Source organism: Aquabacterium sp. OR-4 (genome assembly GCF_025290835.2).
Taxonomy (GTDB): Bacteria; Pseudomonadota; Gammaproteobacteria; order Burkholderiales; family Burkholderiaceae_C; genus Pseudaquabacterium.
Genome location: NZ_JAOCQD020000001.1, coordinates 1,582,383 through 1,607,675, shown reverse-complemented (window position 1 = coordinate 1,607,675; position 25,293 = coordinate 1,582,383). Strand labels below are relative to the sequence as shown.

Genomic DNA, 25,293 nt, shown 5'->3' with positions numbered 1-25,293 from the left:
CCGACCTGTGACAGGCCGCGACCCCATCTGCGGGGTGGCGGCCGGCCAGCGATCATGGGTGCCCCCGGTTTCTGGCGGGTGGCACCTGCTCGGCCTCAGCCCCGCCGGGCCGCCCCAAGGGGCTGAGCGCCCCCTCGGGGGCAGGAGCGCAGCGACGTGGGGGCGTCAGCTCAGGCCACGGTCAGCGTCACGTCCACATTGCCGCGGGTGGCGTTGCTGTAGGGGCACACCTCGTGGGCGGTGGCCACCAGGGCCTCGAGCTCGGCACGGTCCATGCCCGGCACCGAGATGCGCATGGCCACGCTGATGGCGAAGGCGCCGGCCTTGCCGGTCATCGGGCCGATGCCGACCTCGCTGGTGATGCTCACCTCGGCCGGCAGGCGCTTGCCCTGGCGGCCGGCCACGGCCTTCATCGCACCGATGAAGCAGGCCGAGTAGCCGGCGGCAAACAGCTGCTCGGGGTTGGTGCCGGCGCCGTCGTCGCCACCCAGGGCCTTGGGCGTGGACAGCGTGGCCTTCAGGCGGCCGTCGTTGCTTTCGATGGTGCCGGCGCGGCCGCCGGTGGCGGTGGCGGTGGCGGTGTACAGGGCGGTGTCGATGGCCATGGTGCAGATCCTTCGTGCAGGGGTTGGACAAGAAAGGCCGGGCTGGGCCAGGCTGACCGCCAGTGGCGGTGCAGCGCTGGCCTCAGGCCGCGGCGGGCGGAGAAACCTGGGGGGCGGGCGGGCGCGAGCGCTCGGGGGCCGGGCCGTGGGCTGCTGGCATGGGCTGGCCTTGCAACTGGCCATGCAATTGGCCATGCAGTTGATCGCGCAATTGCGTCAGGCGCGTGGTGAGCGTGGTGATCTCGGCCAGGTCGCAGGCCATGGCGCAGGCGATGGCCTGGGGCACGGCCACGGCCCGGGCCTGCAGCGCACGGCCCGCGGGGCTGAGCTGCAGCAGCACGCGGCGCTCGTCGGCCGCGTCGCGCAGGCGCTGCAGCAGGCCCTGGGCCTCGAGCCGCTTGAGCAGCGGCGTGAGCGTGCCCGAATCAAGCTGCAGCCGCTCGCCCAGCTGCGAGACGCCGAGGCCGTCGCCCTCCCACAGCACCAGCATCACCAGGTACTGGGGGTAGGTCAGGCCCAGCGGGTCGAGCAGGGGCTTGTAGGTCTTGGTCATGGCCAGCGAGGCCGAGTACAGCGCAAAGCACAGCTGATGGTCCAGCGCCAGCCAGGCCGCGGCGTCGGGCGTGCTGGCGTCGGGCGTACTGGTGGCCGCCGCAGCGGTGGGCTGCGTAGGGGCGGAGCGGTGGCGGCGCGACGGCATGGGCGTGAATGTAGCGGGCAATTCAATTGCACACAACCTAAATGGGCATTCAAAAGGCCGAGGCCCCGCGCTGGCGCGCAGGGGCGTCGGCCTCGGTTCGGCCTGTCTGCCGATCAGCCGCCCAGCGTGGCGTTGATGGCCTCGATCTGGCCTTGCAGCTCGAGCCAGCGCTCTTCCTGCATCGCCACCTCGGCGGCGATGTGGTTGAGGCGCCGGCCCATCTCGGCCAGGTCAGCGGCCGAGACGCCGGCGGCCGCCAGCCGGGTTTCGAGCGCGGCCTTCTCCTGGCCCAGCTTCTCGAGCCGCGCGTCGATCTGCAGCAGCTCGTTGCGCAGCGGGCGGGTCTTGTTGGCCAGCTCGCTGCGTGCCTGGGCGGCAGCCTTGCGGTCGTCGCGGCGGTTGCCGTTGTCCACCACCTTGGCGGCTGGTGCGGCAGTGGCGGCGCCCCCCTTGCCGCTGCCCTTGGGCTCGGCGCTGCCGCTCACCGTGCTGGCCAGCACCGGCCGCGGCGGCGGCGGCGGCTCCTGGCCGCGGGCCACGGCGCGGCTCACCTCGAGCAGCCATTTCTGGTAGTCGTCGAGGTCGCCGTCAAAGGGTTCCACGCCGCCGGAGGTGACCAGCCAGAACTCGTCGCACACCTCGCGCAGCAGTGCACGGTCGTGGCTCACCAGCAGCACCGTGCCTTCAAATTCATTCAGCGCGATCGACAGCGCCTCGCGGGTGCTCAGGTCGAGGTGGTTGGTGGGTTCGTCCAGCAGCAGCAGATTGGGTTTCTGCCAGACGATGGTGGCCATCACCAGGCGCGCGCGCTCGCCGCCCGACAGCGTGCCCACCTTCTGGTGAACCATGTCGCCGGTGAAGCGGAACTGGCCGAGAAAGTTGCGCAGCTCCTGCTCGCGCGCGCCCTGGCCGCCGGCGCCCAGCTCGCGGGCCAGGCGCACCATGCGCTGCAGCGGCGTGTCGTCTTCACTCAGCAGATCCAGCTCCTGCTGCGCGAAGTAGCCGATGGCCAGGCCCTTGCCCTCGGTGAGCGTGCCCTCGATCGGCTGCAGCGCATGGGCGATGGTCTTGACCAGCGTCGACTTGCCCTGGCCGTTGGCACCCAGGATGCCGATGCGCTGGCCGGCCAGCACCGTGCGGTTGATGTTGCGCACGATCACTTTTGCTGCCGCCGGAGCGACGGCCCCCTCGGCAGGCGTGTCGGCGGACTCGCCGACCGGGGGCGCCATGTAGCCGCAGACCAGGTCGCGCATGGTCAGCATCGGGTTGGGCAGGTTGCCGGGCTCGCGGAAGTTGAACTCGAACTCGCTGTCGGCCAGCACCGGCGCCAGCTTTTCCATGCGCGCCAGCGCCTTGACCCGGCTCTGCGCCTGCTTGGCCTTGCTGGCCTTGGCCTTGAAGCGGTCGATGAAGCGCTGCAGCTGGGCCATTTTCTCCTGCTGACGGCCAAAGGCCGCGGCCTGCTGCGACATGCGCTCGGCGCGCATTTCCTCGAAGGTGGTGTAGTTGCCGCCGTAGCGGGTGAGCCGGGCCTCATCCAGGTGCAGCGTGACCTTGGTGATGGCGTCGAGAAACTCGCGGTCGTGGCTGATCACGATCATCAGCCCGGCAAAGCGCTTGAGCCAGCCTTCCAGCCACACCAGCGCATCCAGGTCCAGGTGGTTGGTGGGTTCGTCGAGCAGCAGCAGGTCGGCCGGGCACATCAGGGCGCGGGCCAGCTGCAGGCGCATGCGCCAGCCGCCCGAGAAGCTGTTCACCGGCGCGTCGAGCTGCGCGATCTTGAAGCCCAGGCCCAGCAGCAGGGCCTGCGCGCGGGCGCGGGCGTCAAAGGTGCCGGCCTGCTCGAGCGCCATGTGCGCCTCGGCGATGGCATGGCCGTCGCCGCTGAGCTCGGCGGCCTCGAGCAGCTGGCGCGCCTCGAGCAGCGGGATGTCGCCATCGAGCACGAACTCGGTGGCCGGCTGCTCGGTCTCGGGCATGTGCTGGGCCACCTCGCCCAGACGCCAGGTGGGCGGGCGCTCGGCATCGCCGGCATCGGCCTGCAGGCGGCCGGCCAGCAGCGCGAACAGGCTGGACTTGCCGGCGCCATTGCGGCCGACCAGGCCCACATGCTCGCCGGGATTGAGGGTGACGCTGGCGTCTTGCAGCACCACCTTGACGCCGCGGCGCAGCGTGAGATTTTTCAACTGGATCATCGGGAACGGGTCCGCCGGGGCGGCCTCTGCGAGAAGGGGAAAAGGATCAGGTGACCTCAGCGCCGCCGGGCCGCGCCAAGGGCTGAGCGCCGCCAGGGTCACGAAGCGGCCCTTCGCAGGGCCGCGGGGGCAGGCGCGCTGCGAGGCGGGGCCTGCTCATGCCAGGTCGAGCACCACACGGGCGCTGATGCGGCCGGCGCGCATGTCGTCGAGCACGGCGTTCACCTCGGCCAGCGGGCGCTGCTGGCTGTGGCAGTGCAGCTGGCCGGCAGCGGCCATGGCCAGCGTGGCGCGGATGTCGTCGCGCGTGCCGATGCTGGAGCCGACGATGCGGAACTCGCCGCCCACCAGCTGCAGCGCGGCAAAGCTCAGCGGCTCGGGCGGCAGGCCCACCACGGCCAGCGTGCCGCCGGGGCGCAGCAGCTTGAGCGCCAGGTCGTAGGCGGCGCGCGCGGCCGAGGTCACCACCGCCACATGCGCGCCACCCAGCGCACGCACGGCCTTGGGCGTGTCGGGGGCGCGGGCATCGAGCGCATGCGCGGCGCCCAGCGCGCGGGCGCTGGCCAGCTTGTCTTCGGCCAGGTCGAGCGCAATGACCTCGGCGCCCATGGCGCGCGCGATCTGCACCGCCAGGTGGCCCAGGCCGCCCACGCCCACCACGGCCACGCGCTGGCCGGCGTGCACGCCGGCATTGCGCAGCGCGCGGTACGAGGTGACGCCGGCACAGAACAGCGGCGCGGCCTCGGCGTTGCTCAATGCCTCGGGCACCGGCAGCGCAAAAGCGGCCTTGGCGCGCATGTACTGGGCATAGCCGCCATCCACGCGCAGGCCGGTGATGCTGGTCACGCGGCACAGGTTCTCCAGCCCGTCGCGGCAGGCCTCGCACTGGCCGCAGCTCCAGTGCAGCCAGGCCACGCCCACGCGCTGGCCCAGCGCCAGCTGCTGCACATCGGCGCCGCGCTGCACCACCGTGCCCACCACCTCGTGGCCGAGGATCAGCTCGGGCTTGGTGATCGGCCTGAACGGCGGCGTGTCGCCGTCCAGGATGTGCAGATCGGAGTGGCACACGCCGCAGGCCTGCACCGCGATCAGCACCTCGTCGGCCAGGGGCACCGGCAGCGGCAGCTGGCGCAGGGCCAGCGGCTGGCCAAAGCCCTGCATCACGGCGGCGTTCATCTGGGTGGGCAGCATGGCGGGTGTGAGCTCGGTGGAATGGCGCCCAGGCCGGGCGGATGGCGGTGTGGCGGGGCCTTAGGCGCCCGCCACGGCATGCGGCGTGAGCGCGCTGCGGGTGATCAGCAGCACCTGGTCGTCGCCGGCGCTGGTGGGCAGCCACACCACCTCCAGCGACGGGAAGGCCTGCTCGAAAAACGCGCGCTCGTGGCCGATCTCGAGCACCAGCACCGCGTCGGGGTTCATGTGGGCAGGCACCTGGCGCAGCAGGGCGCGCACGAAGTCCATGCCGTCCTGGCTGCCGGCGGTGTTGCCGTCGAGGGCCATCACCGGCTCGGCGCGAAACTCGGGCGGCAGCGTGGCCATGGCCTGCGCGTTCACGTAGGGCGGGTTGCACAGGATCAGGTCATAACGCCGCGCGCCCACGGCCGCCAGGCCATCGCCCTGGTGCAGCGTGATGCGCGAGGCCAGCGCGTGGCGCGCGAGGTTGAGCGCGGCCACGGCCAGCGCATCGGCGCTCAGATCGGCGGCGTCCACCTGCACCTCGGGCCAGGCCATCGCGGCCAGCACGGCCAGGCTGCCGTTGCCGGTGCACAGGTCCAGCACCTGCTCGGTGTGCTGGCTCAGCCAGGGGTCGATGGTGCCGTCGGCGATCAGCTCGGCGATGAAGCTGCGCGGCACGATCACCCGCTCGTCCACCGTGAACGGCACGCCCTGCAGCCAGGCCTCGCCGGTGAGATAGGCCGCCGGCTTGCGGCTGGCGATGCGGCTGTCGACCAGGCCGTGCACGAGGGCCTGCTGCGCCGCGTCAACCGGCTGCTCGGCCACCTCGTCCAGCGCATCGAGCGGCAGGCCCAGGCGCCACAGCACCAGCCAGGCGGCCTCGTCGAAGGCATTGGTGGTGCCATGCCCAAACGAAACGCCCGCCGATTCGAGGCGGGCGCTCATGGCGTGGATCAGGTCGATGACGTTCATGGGCAGGGCCGGCGAACCGGCAACGGGCAGACGAAAAAGGGCAGGCCGGGCTCAGCGCAGCACCGGCGGAAACTGCACCGGCGGGCCGCCGGGCATGCCGGCCATGCGCTGGGGCTTGAAGCCCTCGGGCACGATGTCGACGACGAAGTCGTTGAACTGCGCGTCGTCGGATTCGTCGCGGCGCGGTGCGGCGCGCGAGGCCTGGGTGGTCTGGTTCTCCAGCCGCCACAGCAGGTCGGTGGTGGAGTCGGAATGGGCCAGGCCTTCGTCGCGGGTGACGGTGCCGTCGTTGATCAGGCGCGCGAGGTCTTCCTCGAAGGTGCGCGAGCCCTCGGCCAGCGAGCGCTCCATGGCCTCCTTGATGCCGGGGAAGTCGCCCTTCTCGATCAGCTCGGCCACCAGGTTGCTGTTGAGCAGCACCTCCACCGCCGGCACCCGGCCACCGCCATTGGCGCGCAGCAGGCGCTGCGACACCACGGCACGCAGGCCGGCGGCCAGATCGCCCAGCAGCACGCCGCGGGTCTCGGGCGTGTAGAACGACAGGATGCGGCCCAGCGCGTGGTAGCTGTTGTTGGCATGCATGCTGGCCACCACCAGGTGGCCCGACAGCGCATAGCTCAGCGCGCCGGTCATGGTCTCGCGGTCGCGGATCTCGCCGATCATGATGCAGTCGGGCGACTGCCGCAGCGCATTGCGCAGCGCCACCTGGATCGACTCGGTGTCGCGGCCCACCTCGCGCTGGTTGACCACGCACTTCTTGCTCTGGAACAGAAACTCGATCGGGTCTTCAATGGTGAGGATGTGGCCCGGCGCGGTGCGGTTGCGCAGCTCGAGCATCGAGGCCAGCGTGGTGCTCTTGCCCGAGCCGGTGGCCCCCACCATCAGGATCAGGCCGCGCTTTTCAAGCACCAGCTCGCCCAGGCGCGAGGGCAGATGCAGGGTTTCCAGCGGCGGGATGTCGTGCGGGATGTGGCGCACCACGCCAGCGATCGAGCCCCGCTGCTTGAACGCCGACAGGCGGAAGCTGCCCACCCGGTCGAGCGAGACGGCCAGGTTCAGCTCGCCGGTGTCGTCCAGGTCTTCCAGCTGCTGCGGCGTGAGGATCTCGGCCAGCAGCTGGCGCGGCTGCGAGGGCGTCAGCACCTGATCCGACAGCTGCAGCATCTGCCCGTGGATCTTGATCAGGATCGGCATGTTGGCCGACAGGTAGACGTCGGACGCCTGCCGCTCGGCCATCAGCCGCAGGATGCGTTCCATCCGACTGCTCATGTCAGCCCCTCGTCCGACGAGTACATCGGCCGATCCCCCGAGGGGGTGAGCCGGCTTGAGGAGCGTCCGGTGGACGCTTCGGGCCGGCGAACGGCCGGCTTGGGAGCGGCCCGGCGCTCGGCCCGCGCTGCTTCGTTTACCACCGTGTCGCTCCGTTCACCGTTGTTGGGTCAGGGCCGCAGCAGATCGTTGATCGACGTCTTGCTGCGCGTCTGCGCGTCCACACGCTTGACGATGATCGCGGCGTACATGCTGTAGTCCTGGCCGGCGGCGGTCTTCTTGGGCAGGTTGCCGCTCACCACCACGCTGCCGCTGGGCACGCGGCCGTAGCTGATCTCGCCGGTCTCGCGGTTGAAGATCGGGGTGCTCTGGCCCAGGTACACGCCCATGCCCAGCACCGAGTTCTCTTCAACGATCACGCCTTCCACCACCTCGGAGCGCGCGCCGATGAAGCAGTTGTCCTCGATGATCGTGGGGTTGGCCTGCAGCGGCTCGAGCACGCCGCCGATGCCGACGCCGCCGCTCAGGTGCACGTTCTTGCCGATCTGCGCGCACGAGCCCACGGTGGCCCAGGTGTCGACCATGGTGGCTTCGTCCACATAGGCGCCGATGTTCACGTAGCTGGGCATCAGCACCACGTTCTTGGCGATGTAGCTGCCGCGGCGGGCCACGGCCGGCGGCACCACGCGGATGCCGGTGGCCTTCATCGCGTCGTCGCTCACATGCGCGAACTTGGTGTCGACCTTGTCGAAGAAGCTCAGGTCGCCCGAGCGCATCACGTGGTTGTCGTTCAGGCGGAAGCTCAGCAGCACCGCCTTCTTGATCCACTGGTTCACCGTCCACTGGCCCACGGCCTGGCGCTCGGCCACGCGCAGGCGGCCGGCGTTGAGGTCGGCGATGACCTGTTCCACGGCCGCGCGGATCTGGGGGTCGGCGCTGGTCGGGCTGAGGCTGGCGCGGCCTTCCCAGGCCAGATCGATGAGGTTTTGCAGTTCGGTGGTCATGGCTATTTCTCGCTCAGCGCAGGCTGGTCTTGTAGATCGAGGTGAATTCGGCAATGCGGTGGGCCGCTTCCAGGCATTCGGCGGTGGTGGCCACCAGGGCCATGCGGACGCGGCCCTGGCCCGGGTTGATGCCATGGGCCGGGCGGGCCAGCAGGCTGCCCGGCAGCACCGCCACATTGTATTGAGCCAGCAGTTGCTGGCCGAAGGCGATGTCATCGCCCCCCGGGACGGCCGCCCACAGGTAGAAACCGGCATCGGGCAGGGCCACATCCAGCTGCGCGGCCAGCACCGGCGTCACCTGCGCGAACTTGGTGCGGTAGAGGTTGCGGTTGTCCACCACATGCGCCTCGTCGTTCCAGGCGGCGATGCTGGCCGCCTGCACCAGCGGGCTCATCGCGCTGCCATGGTAGGTGCGGTAGAGCAGAAACTGCTTCAGGATGGCCGCATCGCCGGCCACGAAGCCGGCCCGCAGGCCCGGCACGTTGCTGCGCTTCGAGAGGCTGGTCAGCATCACCAGCCGGCGAAAATCGGGCCGGCCCAGCGCCACGGCCGCCTGCAGGCCGCCCAGCGGTGCGTCGTCGCGGAAGTAGATCTCCGAGTAGCACTCGTCGCTGGCGATCACGAAGCCGTGGCGGTCGCTCAGCTCGAACAGCGTGCGCCACTCGTCCAGCGGCATCACCGCGCCGGTGGGGTTGCCCGGCGAGCACACGAAGACCAGGCGTGTGCGCGCCCAGGTGGCGGCGTCGATCTGGTCCCAGCGCGGCGCGAAGTTGCGCGCCGGATCGCTGTTGGCAAAGGCCGTGGCCGCGCCGCCCAGCAGGGCCGCGCCCTCGTAGATCTGGTAGAACGGGTTGGGGCAGACCACCACGGCGTCGCCCTCGGTGGGGTCGAGCACGGTCTGCGCCAGCGCAAACAGCGCCTCGCGCGTGCCGTTGACCGGCAGCACCTGGGTGGCGGGGTCCACCGCCACCGCATAGCGCCGCTGCAGCCAGCCGGCGCAGGCCTGGCGCAGGGCCGGATCGCCGGCCGTGGGCGGGTACACCGACAGGCCGGGCATCGCGCCGCGGATCGATTCTTCGATGAAGGCCGGCGTGGCATGGCGCGGCTCGCCGATGCCCAGGCTGATCGGCCGCAACGCGGGGTTCGGGCTGATGCCGGCGGTCAGCGCGCGCCAGCGCTCGAAGGGGTAGGGGTGGAGCTTGCCCAGCAGCGGGTTCATGTCAGCCCCTCGCCCGACGCGTAAGTCGGCTGGTCACCCGGCGGGAGTGAGCGTGGGAATGAATCGTCCGGTGGACGGTTCGTGCCAGCCAACGGCCGGCTGCGGAGCGACCCGGCGCTCGGCCCGCTCGCGTTGATCGACATCGTGCAATACATGGCGCGGGATTATCCGCGCCGGCCCACCGTGTCAGAGAAAGCCGATGCAACCGGGGGCGCCGCAGCGGCAGGCCAGCGTGCCCTCGTGGTGGGTTTCGCCGTAGTTCACGGTGAGCTCCTCGCCGGGCTCGATGACACGCAGGCTGTAGAACTCGATGCGGCCGTCGCGGATCTGCAGCCGCGCATTGGCCTGGCAGCTGTGGTTGGTGAAGCGCATCGGGTCGCTGCTCTTGGATGCATCGATCGCGTGGCGGGTCGACACCTCCACGATCATGATGCGCTGCTGGCCGGCGGCGCGCCGCCGTGCCTCGGCCACGCTGATGCTCTCGCCGCGGATCTCGCCGATCTTGCGGTGCGCCGGCACGGTTTCAGCGGCAAACACGCCAAAGCCGTCGATGCGGCTGCGCTTCACGTTGACCTCGTACTTCTGGTAGCTGGGGCGGATTGCCAGGGCCATGCGTGCAGTCTTTCGGGACGGGTCTCAGTTCGACTTGCGGGCCGCCTGCCAGGCCTTCAGTGCGTTCATGGTGTTGGTCACGTGGCGGTGCGGGTTCAGGCTGGTGAACTGGAACTGCACCTTGCTGTCGGGCGAAATCAGGTACGAGGTGCGGTTGGCGAAGTCGGGCTTGAGCTTGAGCACCGCGTCATAGGCCTTCATGACCTTCTGGTCGACATCGGCGCCCACCGCAAACTTGTTGCGGCACTCGGTGACCGAGAAGCGCTTGAGCGATTCGAGGTCGTCGGCCGACACGCCGATGACCGTGGCACCAAGCTGCTTGAACTGGTCGGTGGCCTCGGCAAACTGGTGCGCCTCGATCGTGCAGCCCACCGAGAACGCGGCCGGAAAGAAGTACAGCACCACCGGGCCCTGCTTCAGCGCATCGGCCAGCGAGAAGCGGAACACGTTGCCACCGAGCGCCGCGTCGAGCGTGAAATCGGGCGCCTTGTCGCCCACGTCGAGCGCCGCCTGCGCGGCCGGGCCGGCAAGGCCTAGCACGAGTGCAAAGGCGGCCGCGGTGGCAAGGGTTCGTGGCATTGCGTATCCTCGGCGCCAATGATGGACGACAGGGTTTGGACGGGAGGGCCGGTGGCGTGGCCGGCAGCGGGCAGGGGCCGTGGTGCGGCCGCAGCACATGATAGCCATGCAGGCCGGCGGCTGCTGGCATGGGTGACCGTGTTGTGCCTGTTGCTGTGGCTGGGTGGCTGCGCCAGCCTGCCGGCCGGCGTGCAGCGCGAGCCCTCGCGCGCCATCGCCGCCAGCGATGCCACGCTGCTGGGCCGCATTGCCAGCCAGTCGCAGCCCGACGATGCGCTGACCGGCGTGCGCCTGCTGCCCACCGGGCCGTTTGCGCTGGACACCCGCCTGGCCCTGGTGCGCCATGCGCAGGCCTCGCTCGATGTGCAGTACTACGTGCTGCAGAACGACGACACCGGCCGCGTGTTGCTGCGTGCGCTGCGCGACGCCGCCGAGCGTGGCGTGCGCGTGCGCCTGCTGCTCGACGACCTGTACACCGCCGAGACCGATGGCCTGCTGCTCGGCCTGGCCGGCCATGCCAATGTGCAGGTGCGGCTGTTCAACCCGTTTCCGGCCGGGCGCCAGGGCGTGCTGAGCCGCTTCATCGGCTCGGCGGGCGACTTCAGCCGGGTCAACCGGCGCATGCACAACAAGCTGTTCATCGTGGATGGCGCGATGGCCGTGCTGGGCGGGCGCAACATCGCCGACGAATACTTCATGCGCCATGCGCAGGCCAACTTCGTCGACCTGGATGCCTTTGTGGTGGGTGCCCTGCTGCCCGACCTGCAGGAGGCCTTCGACGACTACTGGAACAGCCACAACGCCTACCCGCTGCATGCCATCGTGCCGCCCGATGCCCCGGCCGAGGTGCTGCGCCAGCGTTTTGCCACCGCGGTGGCCGATGCGCCCGAGCCGCCGCCGCCACCGGCCACCGATGTGCTGGGCTACGGCCCGGTGAGCGACGAGATCGACAGCGGCCGCCTGGGCCTGGTGTGGGCCTTTGCCACCGCCTATGCCGATCCACCCGACCGCATCAAGGGCCAGGGCGCCAGCTACGGCAATGTGCCCCTCGAAGACGTGCAGTCGGTGCGCTACAGCGTGGTGGACATGATCCGCGGCGCCCGGCGCGAGGTGGTCATCACCTCGCCCTACCTGATTCCGGGCGAGCAGGGCATGGCCATGTTCGCGGCGCAGCGCGCACGCGGCGTGGGCTTCAAGCTGCTGACCAATTCGCTGGCCGCCACCGACGAGCCGCTGGTGCACCTGGGCTACCGCAAGTACCGCCCGGGCCTGCTGAAGCTGGGCGTCGACCTGTACGAGCTGAGCCCGCTGCGGGTCAAGCGCAGCAGCCGGCTGGGCTTTCTGATGCCCAGCCTGGGCCGGCTGCATGCCAAGACCGTGGTGGTGGACCGCCAGCGCGTGTTCATCGGCTCGATGAACTTCGATCCGCGCTCGGACAAGCACAACACCGAGCTGGGCATGTTCATCGACAGCCCCGAGCTGGCGCGCGAGATGCTGCGCCTGATGGACCTGGACAAGCTGCAGGCCGCCTATCGCGTGAGCCTGGCCACCGACGGCCAGGGCCTGCGCTGGCTGGCCGCCGACGACGAAGGCGAGATCAGCCTCGACAGCGAGCCCGATGTGGGCTGGCTGCTGCGCCTGTGGCTCGAGCTGCTGGCGCCGCTGGCGCCTGAAGAGCTGCTGTAGCGCACGCGGCAGCTGCGCCGGCAGTGCCGGCAATGCCGGCAATGCCGGCAGCGCCGGCGGCACCACGAGAATCGGCTGCACCGGCGGCGGCCCGGCCATGCCAGGCCAGGCCAGGCCGATGGCCGCCACGGCGCAGCGGCTTCAGCCCGCCTGCAGCCGGCGCTCGGCGCGCAGTGCCAGGCCGCCCAGCAGCATGCCGAGAGCGGCCGCGCCGGCCGTCACCCAGCGCGCCGAGGCCCATTGCCCGCTGGCCGCCACCACCGCGGCGATCAGCGGTGTGCCGATGAACTGGCCCAGCTGCGAACACTGCATCACCGCGCCCTGCACCGCGCCTATCTGCGCCGGCGTGCGCGCCAGCGCCACCGAGGCCGACAAGGCCGCCGCCGGGATCAGCCCGCCCGCGAACGACAGCGCCACGCTGCAGGCAAAGCGCAGGCCATCGGGCAGCACGGCACTGAAGCAGCCCAGGCCCAGCAGGCCGGTGGCGGCATGGGTGGCCACGATCAGCCGGCCGCGCGACACGCCGCGCTGCACCAGCATGCCGCCGATCAGGTTGCCCGGCACGCAGGCCAGCAGCATGGTGCAGGTGAGCAGGGCCACGCTGGCCGGCGCCAGGCCGCGCTGCTCGCGCAGGAAGCTGGGCATCCAGACGATCAGCGCAAAGTGCTGCAGCGCCCACAGCCCGAAGGCCAGGCCGTACAGCCAGGGCAGCGGCTGGCGCAGCACGGCCAGCGTGGGGCGCCAGTCGCCGGCATGGCTGCCGGGCGCGGCGCCGGCATAGTGCGCGCGCTGCAGCCAGGCCGCCGCCGCGGCGGTGAACAGGCCCGCACTGGCCAGCCACCACAGGCCGCGCCAGCCGGCCAAGGCCAGCAGCAGCGGCGACAAGGCCATCGCCAGCCCGGCGCCGGCCGGCAGGTAGGTGGCCCACACACCCAGCGCAAAACGCCGGTCGGCCGGGGCCGCGGCGGCGCTGATCAGCGTGGGCGCGGTGGCGGCCACGGCCAGAAAGCCGGCCCCTTCGGCCAGCCGGGCGGCCAGCAGCCAGCCAAAGCCCGCGCCCGCGCTGCCTGCCCCCGCACCCGCCGCACCCGCCGCACCCGCCTGGCCGGCCAGCAGGGCCGGTGGCAGCAGCGTGATCGACAGCGAGGCCAGGCCGCCCAGCAGCAGGCCGCCCAGCAGCAGGCGCAAGGCCCCCAGGCGCCCGGCAACCAGGCCCACGGCCAGCGCCGCGCACACCGCCAGCGTGACCAGGGCCGACGACACCCAGCCGGCCTGCACCAGCGACAGGCCCAGCTCGGCGCGCAGCGCGCCGATGGCCAGCGGCACCTTGCCCACGTTCAGCGCGATCGCCACGCCGGCGCCGGCGGCGGCCAGCACCGCGGGCCAGTGGGTCACCGGGGCCGCGGGCGGCGCTGGCAACCGGTGCGGGTGCGGGTGCGGGTGCGGGGCGGCGCGGCCGCCGGCAGCGCTCAACCGAGCAGCCCGCGCTCCATCGGCAGGGCCGGCAGATCCACCGCGGGTTGCGGCTTCCAGCCCTTCTGGCGGTGCTCGGCCACCACATTGGTGTAGATGCCGCCGCGCACATACCACTTGGCGGTGATGCGGATGAAGCGCGGATCGGTGGCGGCCACGATGTCGTCGAGGATCAGGTTGGTCACCTTCTCGTGGAACGCGCCTTCGTTGCGGTAGCTCCAGAAGTACATCTTCAGGCTCTTCAGCTCGACGCACAGCTTGTCGGCAATCATGTCGATGGTGAAGTGCGCGAAGTCGGGCTGGCCGGTCAGCGGGCAGTGGCAGGTGAACTCGGGCACCTGGAACTGGATCAGGTAGTCGCGCCCGGGCATCGGGTTGTCAAAGCTGTGCAGCTGCTTGCTGGGTGCGCTGGGCGGGTTGGGCGGCAGCGGGCGCGGCTGGGCCTGCGGCTGGGCGGCCGCGGCGGCCTTGGCGCCCGACTTGCGGCGCGCCGGCTGGCCGGCGTTGGCCGGGCGCGTGGCGGAGGGGTTCGGGGCGGAGGGCTTCTTGGCCATGGCGGCACGGCTCGACGGCCGGGTCTCGAAAGGGGGCGCGATGGTATCATCCGGCCCCGTTCGAACCCTTTTCCGGGTGCGATAAAACCATATAAATCAAGCACTTGCAGCCGCTCGCCGAGCCCGGGGCGCGGCCCGCCCGCGGTGTTTCGCGCATGCGTCTGAACCAGATCAAGCTCTCGGGCTTCAAGTCCTTCGCCGAACCCACCACCTTCCAGCTGCCTGGCCAGCGCGTGGGTGTGGTGGGCCCCAACGGCTGCGGCAAGTCCAACATCATGGACGCGGTGCGCTGGGTGCTGGGCGAGAGCAAGGCCAGCGAGCTGCGTGGCGAGAGCATGCAGGACGTGATCTTCAGCGGCTCGGGCCACCGCAAGCCGGCCAGCCGCGCCAGCGTGGAGCTGGTGTTCAGCAACGAGGACGCACGCGCCGGCGGCCAGTGGAACCAGTTTGCCGAGATCGCCGTCAAGCGCGTGCTCACCCGCGACGGCACCAGCAGCTACTACATCAACAACCAGCCGGTGCGCCGGCGCGATGTGCAGGACGTGTTCCTGGGCACCGGCCTGGGGCCGCGTGCCTACGCCATCATCGGCCAGGGCACGATCAGCCGCATCATCGAGAGCCGGCCTGAAGAGCTGCGCCTGTTTCTCGAGGAGGCTGCGGGTGTCTCCAAGTACAAGGAGCGCCGCCGCGAGACCGAGCACCGGCTGAAGGACACGCGCGAGAACCTCACCCGGGTGGACGACATCCTGCGCGAGCTCAACGCCAACCTCGACAAGCTCGAGAAGCAGGCCGAGGTGGCCGCGCGCTACCACGCGCTGCAGGAGGCCGGCACCACCAAGCTGCATGCGCTGTGGTTTCTGAAGCAGCGCGACGCGGCCGGCGAGGAGCAGCGCGTGCAAAAGGCCGTGCTGGAGGCCACCAACGCGCTCGAGGCCCGCCTGGCCGAGCTGCGCCATGTGGAGGCCGAGCTCGAGACCGTGCGCCAGGCGCACTACGGGGCCAGCGACCGCCTGCACCTGGCCCAGGGCGCGCTGGCCGATGCCTCGCTCGAGGTCAGCCGGCTCGAGGAGCGCATCCGCTACGTGGTGGAAGGCCGCCAGAAGCTGCAGCAGCGCCTGGCCGATCTGAAGAACCAGAGCGCCAGCTGGGAGCTGCGCCGCGACGAGGCGCTGGCCGAGCAGGACACCATTGCCGAGCAGATCGCCGCCGCCGATGAAAGCGCCGAGCTGCTGGCCGCCCAGGCCGAGGAGCAGGCCATGCGCCTGCCCGATGCCGAGGACGCCGTGCGCGCCGCCCAGGGTCAGGCCAATGCCCAGCGCGGCAAGGTGGCCGAGGTGCAGCAGCAGATCCAGGTGCTGGCCAGCGAGAGCCGCCACCTTGACGAGCAGGGCAAGGGCCTGCGCGGGCGCCGCGAGCGCCTGCACGGCGAGCGCCGCGGCCTGGCCGCGCCCGACCTGAGCCGGCTGGACGAGCTGCGCACCCAGTCGGCCGCCGCCGACGAGGCCCATGCCGTGGCCGAGGCCCGCCTGCACGAGCTGCAGGAGCAGGCGCCGGCGCTCGACGACCAGCGCCGCAGCCAGCAGCAGCAGGCCAACGACGAGGCGCGCAAGCACGCCGACATCGGCGCCCGCCTGGCCGCGCTGCGGGCATTGCAGGACAAGGTGCAGACCGAAGGCAAGCTCAAGCCCTGGCTGGCCAAGCACGGGCTCGACGGCCTGGCCGGGCTGTGGACCCGCATCCACATCGAGCCCGGCTGGGAAACCGCCCTCGAGGCCGCGCTGCGCGAGCGCATGAGTGCGCTTGAGATCGGCCGCCTCGACACCGTGCGCGCCTTTGCCGCCGATGCGCCGCCGGCCCGCCTGGCCTTCTACACCGCGCCCGCTGCCGGCATCGAGAACACCCACCGCACGCTGCCGCGCCTGAGCGACCTGCTGCGCCTGGGCCAGAACGCCGGTGACGAGGGCCTGAAGGCGCTGCTCAACGACTGGCTCGAAGGCGTGTACACCGCCGCCAGCCTGGACGAGGCCCTGGCCCAGCGTGGCCAGCTGACCCATGGCGAGGTCATCATGACCGCGCAAGGCCATGCGGTGAGCCAGTTTGCGGTGGCCTTCTACGCACCCGATTCCGAGCAGGCCGGCATGCTGGCGCGCGCGCAAGAGATCGAGCACCTCGACCGCCAGATCCGCGCCCAGGCGCTGATCGCCGACGAGGCCCGCAGCGCCCTGGTGCGGCTGGAGGCGGCCTATGCCGACGCCCAGCAGCGCCTGGTGGGCGCACGCCGCGAGGCCACCGACACCCAGACCCGCGCCCACCAGCTGCAGGTGGAGCTGCTGCGCCTGGCCCAGCAGGCCGAGGCCGCCCAGCTGCGCCGTGGCCAGCTGGACGAGGAGCTGGCCGAGATCGATGCCCAGGACGAGCAGCTGCAGGAACGCCGCGCCATGGGCGAGGCGCGCTTCGAGGAGCTGGATCTGCAGCTGGCCACCACGCAGGAGCGCCATGCCGAGCTGGACGAGGCGGTGATCAACGCCGAGCGCCGGCTCAGCGACGCGCGCGAGCAGCTGCGCACGCTGGAACGCCAGGCGCAGGAGTCGCAGTACCAGGCGCGTGCGTTGGCGGCCCGCCGCGGCGAGCTGCAGCGCATGATCGAGACCGCCGCGCAGCAGGTGCAGGGCAATGCCCAGGCCGGCGAGCAGATGGCGCTGGAGCTCGAGACCCTGAACGACGCCGCCGCCCAGGCCGGCCTGCAGACCGCGCTGGCGCTGAAGCTCGAGCGCGAGCAGGCGCTGGGAGCGCAGCGCAGCGAGTACGACGACCTGTCGCACAAGCTGCGCGCCGCCGACGAGCAGCGCATGGGTTTCGAGCGCAGCCTGCAGCCGCTGCGCGAGCAGATCACCAAGCTGCAGCTCGAGGCCCAGGCGGCGCAGCTGGGCGGCGCCCAGTACCTTGAGCAGCTCAGTGCGGCCAACGTCGACCTGGCGGCGCTGGCCACGCGCATCGAGGCCGACGGCCTCAAGCTGTGGGGCCTGCAGGGCGAGATCGACCGCATCAACAAGGAGATCGCCGCGCTCGGCGCGGTGAACCTGGCCGCGCTGGACGAGTTGAGCGCGGCGCGCGAGCGCAAGACCTTTCTCGACGCGCAGAACGCCGATCTGCTGGACGCCATCGGCACGCTGGAAGACGCCATCCACAAGATCGACCTCGAAACCCGCGACCTGCTGGGCAAGACCTTCAACCTGGTCAACGAGCAGTTCGGCCGCATGTTCCCCAGCCTGTTTGGCGGCGGCAATGCCAAGCTGGTGATGACCGGCGACGAGATCCTGGATGCCGGCGTGCAGGTGATGGCCCAGCCGCCGGGCAAGAAAAACAGCACCATCCACCTGCTGTCGGGTGGCGAGAAGGCGCTCACCGCGATTGCGCTGGTGTTCGCGATCTTCCTGCTCAACCCGGCGCCGTTCTGCCTGCTCGACGAGGTGGACGCGCCGCTGGACGATGCCAACACCGAGCGTTATGCCAAGCTGGTGGCCGAGATGAGCCACAAGGGCACGCAGTTCCTCTTCATCAGCCACAACAAGATCGCGATGGAAATGGCCGAGCAGTTGATCGGGGTCACCATGCAGGAGCAGGGCGTGTCACGCATCGTGGCCGTCGACATGGAAGCCGCTGCCAAGATGGTGGACGCATGAGTTTCGGCCTGATGGAAGGCCTGGCCATCGCCGCGGGCGTGGTGCTGGCGGGCGTGGTGGCCCACGGGGTGTGGAGCGCGCGCAAGGCCACGCCGCGCCAGGCCGAGGGCGCGGGCGACAGCCGGCTCGAGCCGGTGATGGGCGGCGCGGCGGCCGTCACGCGCGCCCCCGACGACGCGGCGGCCGACGCCGCCGAGGCCGAAGGCGCGATGCAGGCCCTGGCCGAGCTGCGCCCGGCCGTGGTGCCGCGCAAGACCGCGCGGCTCGATCCGCTGATCGATGCCATCGCGATGCTGCGGCTGGAGTCGCCGGTGACCGGCGAGCTGGCCCTGATGCACCTGCCGCCCACCCGACGTGCCGGCACCAAGCCCTTCCTGATCGAGGGGCTCAGCACCGACAGCGGCGAGTTCGAGCTGCCGGCTCCGGGGCGGCGCTACACCGAGTTCCAGGCCGGCGTGCAGCTGGCCAACCGCTCGGGCGCGCTCAACGAGATCGAGTACAGCGAGTTCGTGCAGAAGCTGCAGGGCTTTGCCGAATCGGTGGGCGCCATGGTCGACCTGCCCGACATGCTGGAAGTGGTGGGCCATGCCCGCGAGCTGGATGCCTTTGCCAGCGCCCACGACGCCCAGCTGGCGGTGGTGCTGCGCGCCAACGATGCCGCGTGGACGGTGGGTTATCTGCAGCAGGCTGCCGGCCGCCATGGCTTTGTGCCCGGCGTGTTGCCCGGCCGCCTGGTGCTGCCCGGCGCCGAGGACGGCGCGCCGCCGGTGCTGGTGCTGGGCTTCGACGCCCAGGCCGCGCTGGCCGACGACCCCAACGTGGCCGCGGTGCGCTCGGTGACGCTGAGCCTGGACGTGCCGCAGACCGCCGAGGCCACCGAGCCCTATCCCGCCTGGCAGGACGCCGCCCGCCGCCTGGCCGCCGAGATCGACGCCACGGTGTGCGACGACGCCGGCCGCGCCATCACCCTGCAGGCCTTCGTGGGCATCGGCGAAGACCTCAAGGTGCTGTACCAGGCGCTCGAACAGCGCGATCTGGCCGCCGGCTCGGCCGCGGCGCGGCGTCTGTTCAGCTGATGGCGCGCTGACCCGCTCAGAAGCTGGCGCTCTGGCGCGCCCGCCAGGCGCTGCACAGGTCCACCGACTCCAGCGTGCGCTGCAGTGCGCGCTGGCCGCCCAGGTAGCGCGGCATGGCCCGGCCGAAGGCGGCTTCGAGCTGGCGGCGCTCGTCGGCACCGCAGGCATTGCGAAACAGTCGCGGCAGGCCCGCCGGATCGTCGCGGCCCATGCGGCGGGCCAGCGCCTCGAACTGGCCGGCCACATCGGCCAGTGCGGCGCGGCGGGTGGTGGCGTCGGCGGTCTGGCCGCCCATCAGCGGCCACAGGCTTTCGCGGATGTCGATGCCGCTGTCCAGCAGCAGCGACCGGGCGCGTTGCGCCAGGGCCGGCTGGCGGAAGTGGCCCAGCGCGCTGAGCAGATCGCTGCGCAGCGTGCGGTCGCTGCTGCGGCGCAGGGTGGCCAGCAGGGCGTCGAACAAGGCCGCGTCGCCGTCCAGCGCGGCGGCTGACAAGGTGGCGCGGCGCAGGTCGCTGCTCAGCGCGTGGGCCTCGGCATCGGCCAGCCAGGCCAGGGTGAGCGCTCGGGCCTCGGCGCGCAGCACGGCGTCGTCGCCCAGCTCGGCCAGCCGTGGCAGCAGCTCGGCGCGCAGCAGGTTGGCGTCGTCACCATCGCCGGGCCGGGCGCGCCAGCCCAGCGCGCGGGCGCGCTCGCCGAACGCGGCCTGCCAGCGGGCGGCATAGGCCGTGCGGGCCGCGCCGGCCTCGGCCAGCGGCTTCAGGTGGGCCAGCAGCTCGGCCGCGGCCTCCACCACCGCGCGGCGCGGGTGGCCGGCAAAGGCCTGCACCACGGCCAGGGCCGCGGCGGTGTCGATCTGGCCGGCGTCGTGCAGGCCGGCCGCATCGTCGATCAGGGTCAGCGCCTCGCCGATCGTCAGGCTGGCCAGGGTGGAGGCGCTGGTCAGCCGCGCCAGGCCGTCGGCCGCGTAGGCCACGCGGTAGTAGCCGCTGCCGTCGGCGTTGGCGTTCAGCCAGGCCGGGCAGTCGGCATCGGGCAGGGTCAGCGTGGCCTGCGGCGCATCCAGCATCAGGCGGGTCAGGCCGGCCGGGGTGCGCACGCGCACCGGCACCTGCCAGCGGGTGGGCGGCCCGGCCACCGCGGGCGAGCCCAGCGGCAGCAGGCGCGACTGGGCCAGCAGCAGCTGTGGCGGCTGGCCGGCCGTGCACTGCAGCGTGGCGTGCAGCAGCGGAATGCCGGCCTGGGTGGTGAAGCTGCGGATGGCGGCCGGCAGCGCGGCGTCGTCCGGGGTCGGTTGGGGCGTGCCGGTGCCCGAGGCGCCTGTGCCAAGCGCGGCAAAGAAGTCGGCGCTGGTGGCATGGCCCCAGGCATGGCGCTGCATGTAGCGCTGCACGCCCTCGCGGAACCGCGCCTCGCCCAGCCAGCCCTCGGCCATGCCCAGCACGGCCTGGCCCTTCTGGTAGGTGATGGCGTCCCACAGGTTGCCCATGTCCTCGTCCACCCGCACCGGCTGCTCGATGCGGCGCGCGCTGGCCAGGCGGTCGGCGCGCATGGCCCAGCGCCGAGCGTGCGCAGGAGCGGCGTCCCAGCCGGCGTCGGGCAGCACCTGGGCGGTGATGCGGTCGCCCAGCCAGGAGGCGAAGGACTCGTTGAGCCACAGGTCGTCCCACCAGGCCATCGTGACCAGGTTGCCGAACCACTGGTGGGCCAGCTCGTGCGCGGCGGTGCTGGTGTACTCCTGCCGGAACGAGGCCGAGGCCTGGCCCGGCGGCGCCAGCATCAGCGTGGAGGCATAGGTCACCAGGCCCGGGTGCTCCATGGCCGAGAAGCCCACCGTGACCGGGATCGCCAGGCTGTCGAGCTTGGCGTAGGGGTAGGGCATGTCGAAGTAGCGCTCCAGCTGCTCCAGCACGCGGCCGGTGATGCCGGCGGCGAATTCGGCCTCGGCCTCGCGCCCGCGCGGCACCACAAAGCGGATCGGCGTGCCCGCCGGGCTGCTGGCGGGCGCCTCGCGCACGCCGAAGTCACCCACCGCAAAGGCCAGCAGGTAGGCCGGCAGCGGCGGCGTGGTGGCGAACTGCACGCGCTTGCGGCCACCGGCGGCCGGGCTCTCGCTGGTCACCGGCATGTTGGCCACCGCGGTGAGGCCCTCGGGCACGGTGAGGCTCAGGCTCCAGGGCAGCTTGAAGCCGGGCTCGTCGAACAGCGGAAACGCCAGCCGTGCGCCGGTGGCCTCGAACTGCGTGAACGCGGCCCAGCCGCCGCCGGGCGCTGCGGCCGCTGCGTCCTCGCGGTCGCGCTGGCGGAACAGGCCGTACACGTCCTTGTCCTGCAGCCGGCCCTCGAAGCTCAGGCCCAGCACCGCCTTGCCGGCCGGCAGCGGGCGCGGCAGGCGCAGCTCGATGCGCTCGGGGTCGCGCTGGCGCACCTGCGCCGCGCGGCGGTGGGCGCCGGTCTCGGCCCAGGCGGCCGTGATGCGCAGGTCCTTGGCATGCAGCAGCACCGTGCCGGACGGCTTGCTCAATGTGATGTCGATCTCGACCTCGCCGCGGTGCGTGGGCTGGGCCGGGTCGACCACCAGCGACAGGCGGTAGGCGGTGGGCCGCACGCCCTCGGGCAGGCGCATCGGCAGCGGCGCCGCGCGGGCCGGCGTGCGCGTGGCTGCGTGCACCGGCGCGGCGGCGGCCAGGGTGATCAGCAGGCCGGTCAGCGCCAGGCGCAGCAGGGGGGCGGGAGAGGGCATGGACAAAGCTTCATGCAGGCGCGGTGGGGCGCCCGTTGCGCGGCACTGTACAGAGGCCGCACGCGGCGCGGCGCCGGCCCCCTAAACTTGGCGCCCTGATGCCCGACATGCCCGCCTTGCCTGCCCTGCCCGAACCGCCCGCCGATCCGGGCGATGCCGGTGATCCCGCCGCCCGCGCCACCGCGCTGCGGGCACTGCTGCTGTACCACGGCCACCGCTACCACGCGCTGGCGGCGCCCGAGATCCCGGATGCCGAATACGACCGGCTGTTCCAGGCCCTGCAGGCGCTGGAGGCCGCCGACCCCGCGCTGCGCAGTGCCGATTCGCCCACCCAGCGCGTCGGCGCTGCCGTGCTGGACGGGCTGCAGCCGGTGCGCCACGTGGTGCCGATGCTGTCGATCCAGACCGAGACCGACACCAGCGCCGAGGGCGCGCGCGCCTTCGATGCGCGGGTGCGGCGCGAGCTGGGCCTGGCCGCCGACGCGCCACCGGTGGCCTACCACGCCGAGCTCAAGTTCGACGGCCTGGCCATCAATCTGCGCTACGAGCAGGGCCTGCTGGTGCAGGCCGCCACGCGCGGCGATGGCGAGAGCGGCGAGGACGTCACCCACAACATCCGCACCGTGCGCGGCCGGCCCGGGGCCGGGGGCGCCATCCCGCTGCGCCTGCAGGGCGAGGCACCGCCGGTGCTCGAGGTGCGCGGTGAGGTCTACATGCGCCGCGACGATTTCGAGGCGCTCAACGAGCGCCAGCGCGAGCGTGGCGACAAGACCTACATCAACCCGCGCAATGCCGCGGCCGGCGCGGTGCGCCTGCTCGACTCCACCCAGGCGGCGCAGCGGCCGCTGAGCTTTTTTGCCTATGGCCTGGGCGAGGTGCAGGGCTGGATCGCGGGCCACGAGCCCCCGGCCACCCAGCACGGCCTGCTGGCGGCGCTGGCCGGGCTGGGCCTGCCGGTGGCGCGCGAGAACGCGGCGGTGCAGGGCGCCGAAGGCCTGGTGGCCTTTCACCAGCACATCGCCGCGCAGCGCGACGCGCTGCCCTTCGACATCGATGGCGTGGTCTACAAGGTCGACAGCCTGGCGCTGCAGCAGCAGCTGGGCTTCAAGACCCGCGAGCCGCGCTGGGCCGTGGCCCACAAGTACCCGGCGCAGGAGCAGGCCACGCGGCTGAACGGCATCGACGTGCAGGTGGGCCGCACCGGCAAGCTCACGCCGGTGGCCAAGCTCGAGCCGGTGTTCGTGGGCGGCACCACGGTGAGCAATGCCACGCTGCACAACCTGTTCGAGCTGCGTCGCAAGGGCGTGCGCGTGGGCGACCGGGTGATCGTGCGCCGCGCCGGCGACGTGATTCCCGAGGTGGTGGGCCGCCTGCCCGGCGCGCGCGCGGCCTATGTGCCCAACTTCCGCATCTGGCCGCGGCTGTGCCCGGTGTGTGGCAGCCTGGCCGAGCGCGAGCGTGGCGGCATGGACTACCGCTGCTCGGGCGGCCTGTTCTGCCCGGCCCAGCGCAAGCAGGCCTTGCTGCACTTTGCCGGCCGCCGTGCGATGGACGTGGAAGGCCTGGGCGACAAGCTGGTGGATCAGCTGGTCGACGGCGGTCTGATCCGCACCCTGCCCGAGCTGTACACCCTGGGCCTGGCCAAGCTCAGCGCGCTGGAGCGCATGGGCGAAAAAAGCGCGATGAACCTGGTGGCCGCACTCGAGAAAAGCAAGGCCACCACGCTGCCGCGCTTCTTGTTCGCGTTGGGCATCCGCCAGGTGGGCGAGGCCACGGCCAAGGACCTGGCGCGCCACTTCGGCAGCCTGGACCGAGTGATGGACGCGCCCGAGCCCGAGTTGCTGCAGGTGCCCGATGTGGGCCCCATCGTGGCCCACAGCATCCGCAGCTTCTTCGACCAGGCGCACAACCGCGAGGTGGTCGAGCGGCTGCGTGCCGCCGGCATCGCCTGGCCCGAAGGCGAGGGCGCCACCACGGTGCCGCAGGTGCTGGCCGGCAAGACCCTGGTGCTCACCGGCACCCTGCCCAGCCTGGGCCGCGAGGACGCCAAGGCGCTGATCGAGGCCGCCGGCGGCAAGGTGGCCGGCAGCGTGAGCAAGAAGACCTATGCCGTGGTGGCGGGTGAGGAGGCCGGCAGCAAGCTCGACAAGGCGCGCGAGCTGGGCATCACCGTGCTGGACGAAGCCGGCCTGCAGGCCCTGCTGGCCGGCGCTGCGGCGGCCGGGCCAGCGGCCTGAGTTCGATCACCGCCACCTGATCCAAAACCCCCGCCGAGGAACCCAGCCCATGGCCGTGCGAGAGATTCTGAAAATGGGCGATGCCCGCCTGCTGCGCGTGGCGCAGCCGGTCACCGCCTTCGACACCCCCGAGCTGCACCAGCTGCTGGTGGACATGGCCGAGACCATGGTGGCCGCGCAGGGCGCCGGCCTGGCCGCGCCGCAGATCGGCGTCGATCTGCAGGTGGTGATCTTTGGCGGCGGCGGCCCCAACCCGCGCTACCCCGACCGCCCGCTGGTGCCGGCCACGGTGCTGATCAACCCGCAGATCACGCCGCTGGGCGAGGCGCTGGAAAGCGACTGGGAGGGCTGCCTCTCGGTGCCCGGCCTGCGCGGCCGCGTGCCGCGCCATGCGCGCATCCGCTACAGCGGGGTCGACCCGCTGGGTCGGCCGATCGAGCGCGAGGCCGATGGCTTTCACGCCCGCGTGGTGCAGCACGAATGCGATCACCTGATCGGCCGCCTGTACCCCACGCGCATGAGCGATCTGCGCGAGCTGGGCTTCACCAGCGTGCTGTTTCCCGGGCTGGATGCCAGCGCCGGCGACGACGATTGAGCCACCACCCGCCGCAAGGAGCCTGGCCATGCTGATGTCCGCCCTGATCAAGACGCCCGAGGCCATCGCCCGCATGCGCGAGGCCGCGGCCATCGTGGCCGGCACGCTGGAGATGATCGGCGCCCATGTGCGGCCCGGCATCACCACCGCGCAGCTCGACCGCCTGTGCCACGACTACATCACCGACCACGGTGCGGTGCCGGCCTGCGTGGGCTACCAGGGCTACCGCCATGCCAGCTGCATCTCGGTCAACCAGGTGGTCTGCCACGGCGTGCCGGGCGACAAGGCGCTGCGCGACGGTGACCTGCTCAACATCGATCTGGTGGCCAGCTGCCAGGGCTGGCATGCCGATTCAAGCGCCATGTTCACGGCCGGCCGGCCCACGCTGGCCGGCACGCGCCTGGCCACGCTGACCCAGCAGGCGCTGTACCTGGGCCTGCTGGCCGTGCGGCCCGGGGCGCGGGTGGGCGACATCGGTGCGGCCATCCAGCGCCATGCCCAGGCGCATGGCCTGAGCGTGGTGCGCGACTACGGCGGCCACGGCATCGGCCAGCAGATGCACGAGGCGCCCGAGGTGCTGCACTACCGCACCGGCAACCCCGGCATCACGCTGCTGCTGGGCATGTGCTTCACCATCGAGCCGATGCTCAATGCCGGTGGCCACGCCTGCCGCACCCTGGCCGACGGCTGGACGGTGGTGACCCGCGACCGCAGCCTGTCGGCGCAATGGGAGCACACGGTGCTGGTCACCGAACAGGGCGCCGAGCCCCTCACGCTGCGGCCGAGCGAGCGCCAGGGCTGGCTGGACTTCGTGGCCGCGCAGGGCGCGCCGGCCGGCGGTCAGCGCGGCAGGCCTCTGGCGCGTTGAGTGCTGGTGCGCCCGGTGGCGGGCGCTTGAAAGTCTGTCAATGGCACGAG

At 71.8% G+C, this 25,293-nt stretch carries 19 protein-coding genes; 6 read left to right on the top strand and 13 right to left on the bottom strand.

Annotation, left to right across the window (positions count from 1 at the left end; translation table 11 throughout):
- Window positions 1-170: 170 nt before the first annotated feature.
- From N4G63_RS06820 to N4G63_RS06775, 10 genes are all read right to left on the bottom strand, one after another.
- A complete protein-coding gene (locus N4G63_RS06820) occupies window positions 171-605 on the bottom strand; it encodes an organic hydroperoxide resistance protein (protein ID WP_314599500.1) in 435 nt (144 codons plus the stop codon).
- Between the two features lie 82 nt (window positions 606-687).
- Window positions 688-1,305: a MarR family winged helix-turn-helix transcriptional regulator gene (locus N4G63_RS06815; protein WP_260785471.1), complete on the bottom strand. Its 618-nt coding sequence runs from the start codon at window positions 1,303-1,305 to the stop codon at window positions 688-690.
- A gap of 113 nt (window positions 1,306-1,418) precedes the next feature.
- A complete protein-coding gene (locus N4G63_RS06810; protein ID WP_260785472.1) occupies window positions 1,419-3,500 on the bottom strand; it encodes an ABC-F family ATP-binding cassette domain-containing protein in 2,082 nt (693 codons plus the stop codon).
- A 156-nt stretch (window positions 3,501-3,656) separates the two neighbouring features.
- Window positions 3,657-4,691 (bottom strand): alcohol dehydrogenase catalytic domain-containing protein, encoded by a 1,035-nt coding sequence (locus N4G63_RS06805; protein WP_260785473.1) that lies wholly within the window; start codon window positions 4,689-4,691, stop codon window positions 3,657-3,659.
- 60 nt (window positions 4,692-4,751) lie between these two features.
- The gene (prmB, locus tag N4G63_RS06800; RefSeq protein ID WP_260785474.1) at window positions 4,752-5,648 is read right to left on the bottom strand and encodes a 50S ribosomal protein L3 N(5)-glutamine methyltransferase; all 897 of its coding nucleotides are present in this window, start codon (window positions 5,646-5,648) and stop codon (window positions 4,752-4,754) included.
- A gap of 51 nt (window positions 5,649-5,699) precedes the next feature.
- Complete coding sequence (locus N4G63_RS06795; RefSeq protein ID WP_260785475.1) at window positions 5,700-6,917, bottom strand: PilT/PilU family type 4a pilus ATPase; 1,218 nt, start codon at window positions 6,915-6,917, stop codon at window positions 5,700-5,702.
- A 170-nt stretch (window positions 6,918-7,087) separates the two neighbouring features.
- Complete coding sequence (gene dapD / locus N4G63_RS06790) at window positions 7,088-7,921, bottom strand: 2,3,4,5-tetrahydropyridine-2,6-dicarboxylate N-succinyltransferase (protein WP_260785476.1); 834 nt, start codon at window positions 7,919-7,921, stop codon at window positions 7,088-7,090.
- Window positions 7,922-7,934: 13 nt separating this feature from the next.
- On the bottom strand, window positions 7,935-9,140 hold the full coding sequence (gene dapC / locus N4G63_RS06785; protein ID WP_260785477.1) for a succinyldiaminopimelate transaminase: 1,206 nt from the start codon (window positions 9,138-9,140) through the stop codon (window positions 7,935-7,937).
- 186 nt (window positions 9,141-9,326) lie between these two features.
- Window positions 9,327-9,752, bottom strand: a complete 426-nt coding sequence (locus N4G63_RS06780) for an SET domain-containing protein (protein ID WP_260785478.1) — start codon at window positions 9,750-9,752, stop codon at window positions 9,327-9,329.
- A gap of 24 nt (window positions 9,753-9,776) precedes the next feature.
- Window positions 9,777-10,331, bottom strand: coding sequence for a peroxiredoxin (locus N4G63_RS06775; RefSeq protein WP_260785479.1), 555 nt, complete (start codon window positions 10,329-10,331; stop codon window positions 9,777-9,779).
- A gap of 138 nt (window positions 10,332-10,469) precedes the next feature.
- Between N4G63_RS06775 and N4G63_RS06770 the strand changes: the two genes are divergently transcribed.
- Window positions 10,470-12,017, top strand: a complete 1,548-nt coding sequence (locus tag N4G63_RS06770; protein ID WP_260785480.1) for a phospholipase D-like domain-containing protein — start codon at window positions 10,470-10,472, stop codon at window positions 12,015-12,017.
- Between the two features lie 141 nt (window positions 12,018-12,158).
- Here the strand turns inward: N4G63_RS06770 and N4G63_RS06765 are convergent, their stop codons facing one another.
- On the bottom strand, window positions 12,159-13,412 hold the full coding sequence (locus N4G63_RS06765) for an MFS transporter (RefSeq protein WP_260785481.1): 1,254 nt from the start codon (window positions 13,410-13,412) through the stop codon (window positions 12,159-12,161).
- 74 nt (window positions 13,413-13,486) lie between these two features.
- On the bottom strand, window positions 13,487-13,861 hold the full coding sequence (gene queF, locus N4G63_RS06760) for a preQ(1) synthase (protein ID WP_443112042.1): 375 nt from the start codon (window positions 13,859-13,861) through the stop codon (window positions 13,487-13,489).
- Window positions 13,862-14,199: 338 nt separating this feature from the next.
- Between queF and smc the strand changes: the two genes are divergently transcribed.
- Both smc and N4G63_RS06750 read left to right on the top strand, forming a co-directional pair.
- Window positions 14,200-17,727 (top strand): chromosome segregation protein SMC, encoded by a 3,528-nt coding sequence (smc, locus tag N4G63_RS06755; RefSeq protein WP_314599499.1) that lies wholly within the window; start codon window positions 14,200-14,202, stop codon window positions 17,725-17,727.
- The gene (locus N4G63_RS06750; RefSeq protein ID WP_260785482.1) at window positions 17,724-18,803 is read left to right on the top strand and encodes a cell division protein FtsZ; all 1,080 of its coding nucleotides are present in this window, start codon (window positions 17,724-17,726) and stop codon (window positions 18,801-18,803) included. Before smc ends, N4G63_RS06750 begins: the two co-directional genes overlap by 4 nt.
- Window positions 18,804-18,819: 16 nt before the next feature.
- Here the strand turns inward: N4G63_RS06750 and N4G63_RS06745 are convergent, their stop codons facing one another.
- The gene (locus N4G63_RS06745; protein WP_260785483.1) at window positions 18,820-21,543 is read right to left on the bottom strand and encodes a M1 family metallopeptidase; all 2,724 of its coding nucleotides are present in this window, start codon (window positions 21,541-21,543) and stop codon (window positions 18,820-18,822) included.
- 107 nt (window positions 21,544-21,650) lie between these two features.
- Here N4G63_RS06745 and ligA point away from each other — a divergent pair, with 107 nt between their 5' ends.
- Genes ligA through map form a run of 3 tightly spaced genes read left to right on the top strand, consistent with a single transcriptional unit; the run spans window position 21,651 to window position 25,243 of the window.
- A complete protein-coding gene (gene ligA, locus N4G63_RS06740; RefSeq protein WP_314599498.1) occupies window positions 21,651-23,780 on the top strand; it encodes an NAD-dependent DNA ligase LigA in 2,130 nt (709 codons plus the stop codon).
- Window positions 23,781-23,829: 49 nt separating this feature from the next.
- Complete coding sequence (gene def / locus N4G63_RS06735) at window positions 23,830-24,375, top strand: peptide deformylase (RefSeq protein WP_260785485.1); 546 nt, start codon at window positions 23,830-23,832, stop codon at window positions 24,373-24,375.
- A 34-nt stretch (window positions 24,376-24,409) separates the two neighbouring features.
- Entirely contained in the window at window positions 24,410-25,243 is an 834-nt protein-coding gene (gene map, locus N4G63_RS06730) for a type I methionyl aminopeptidase (protein WP_260786662.1), read from the top strand.
- Window positions 25,244-25,293: the final 50 nt, after the last annotated feature.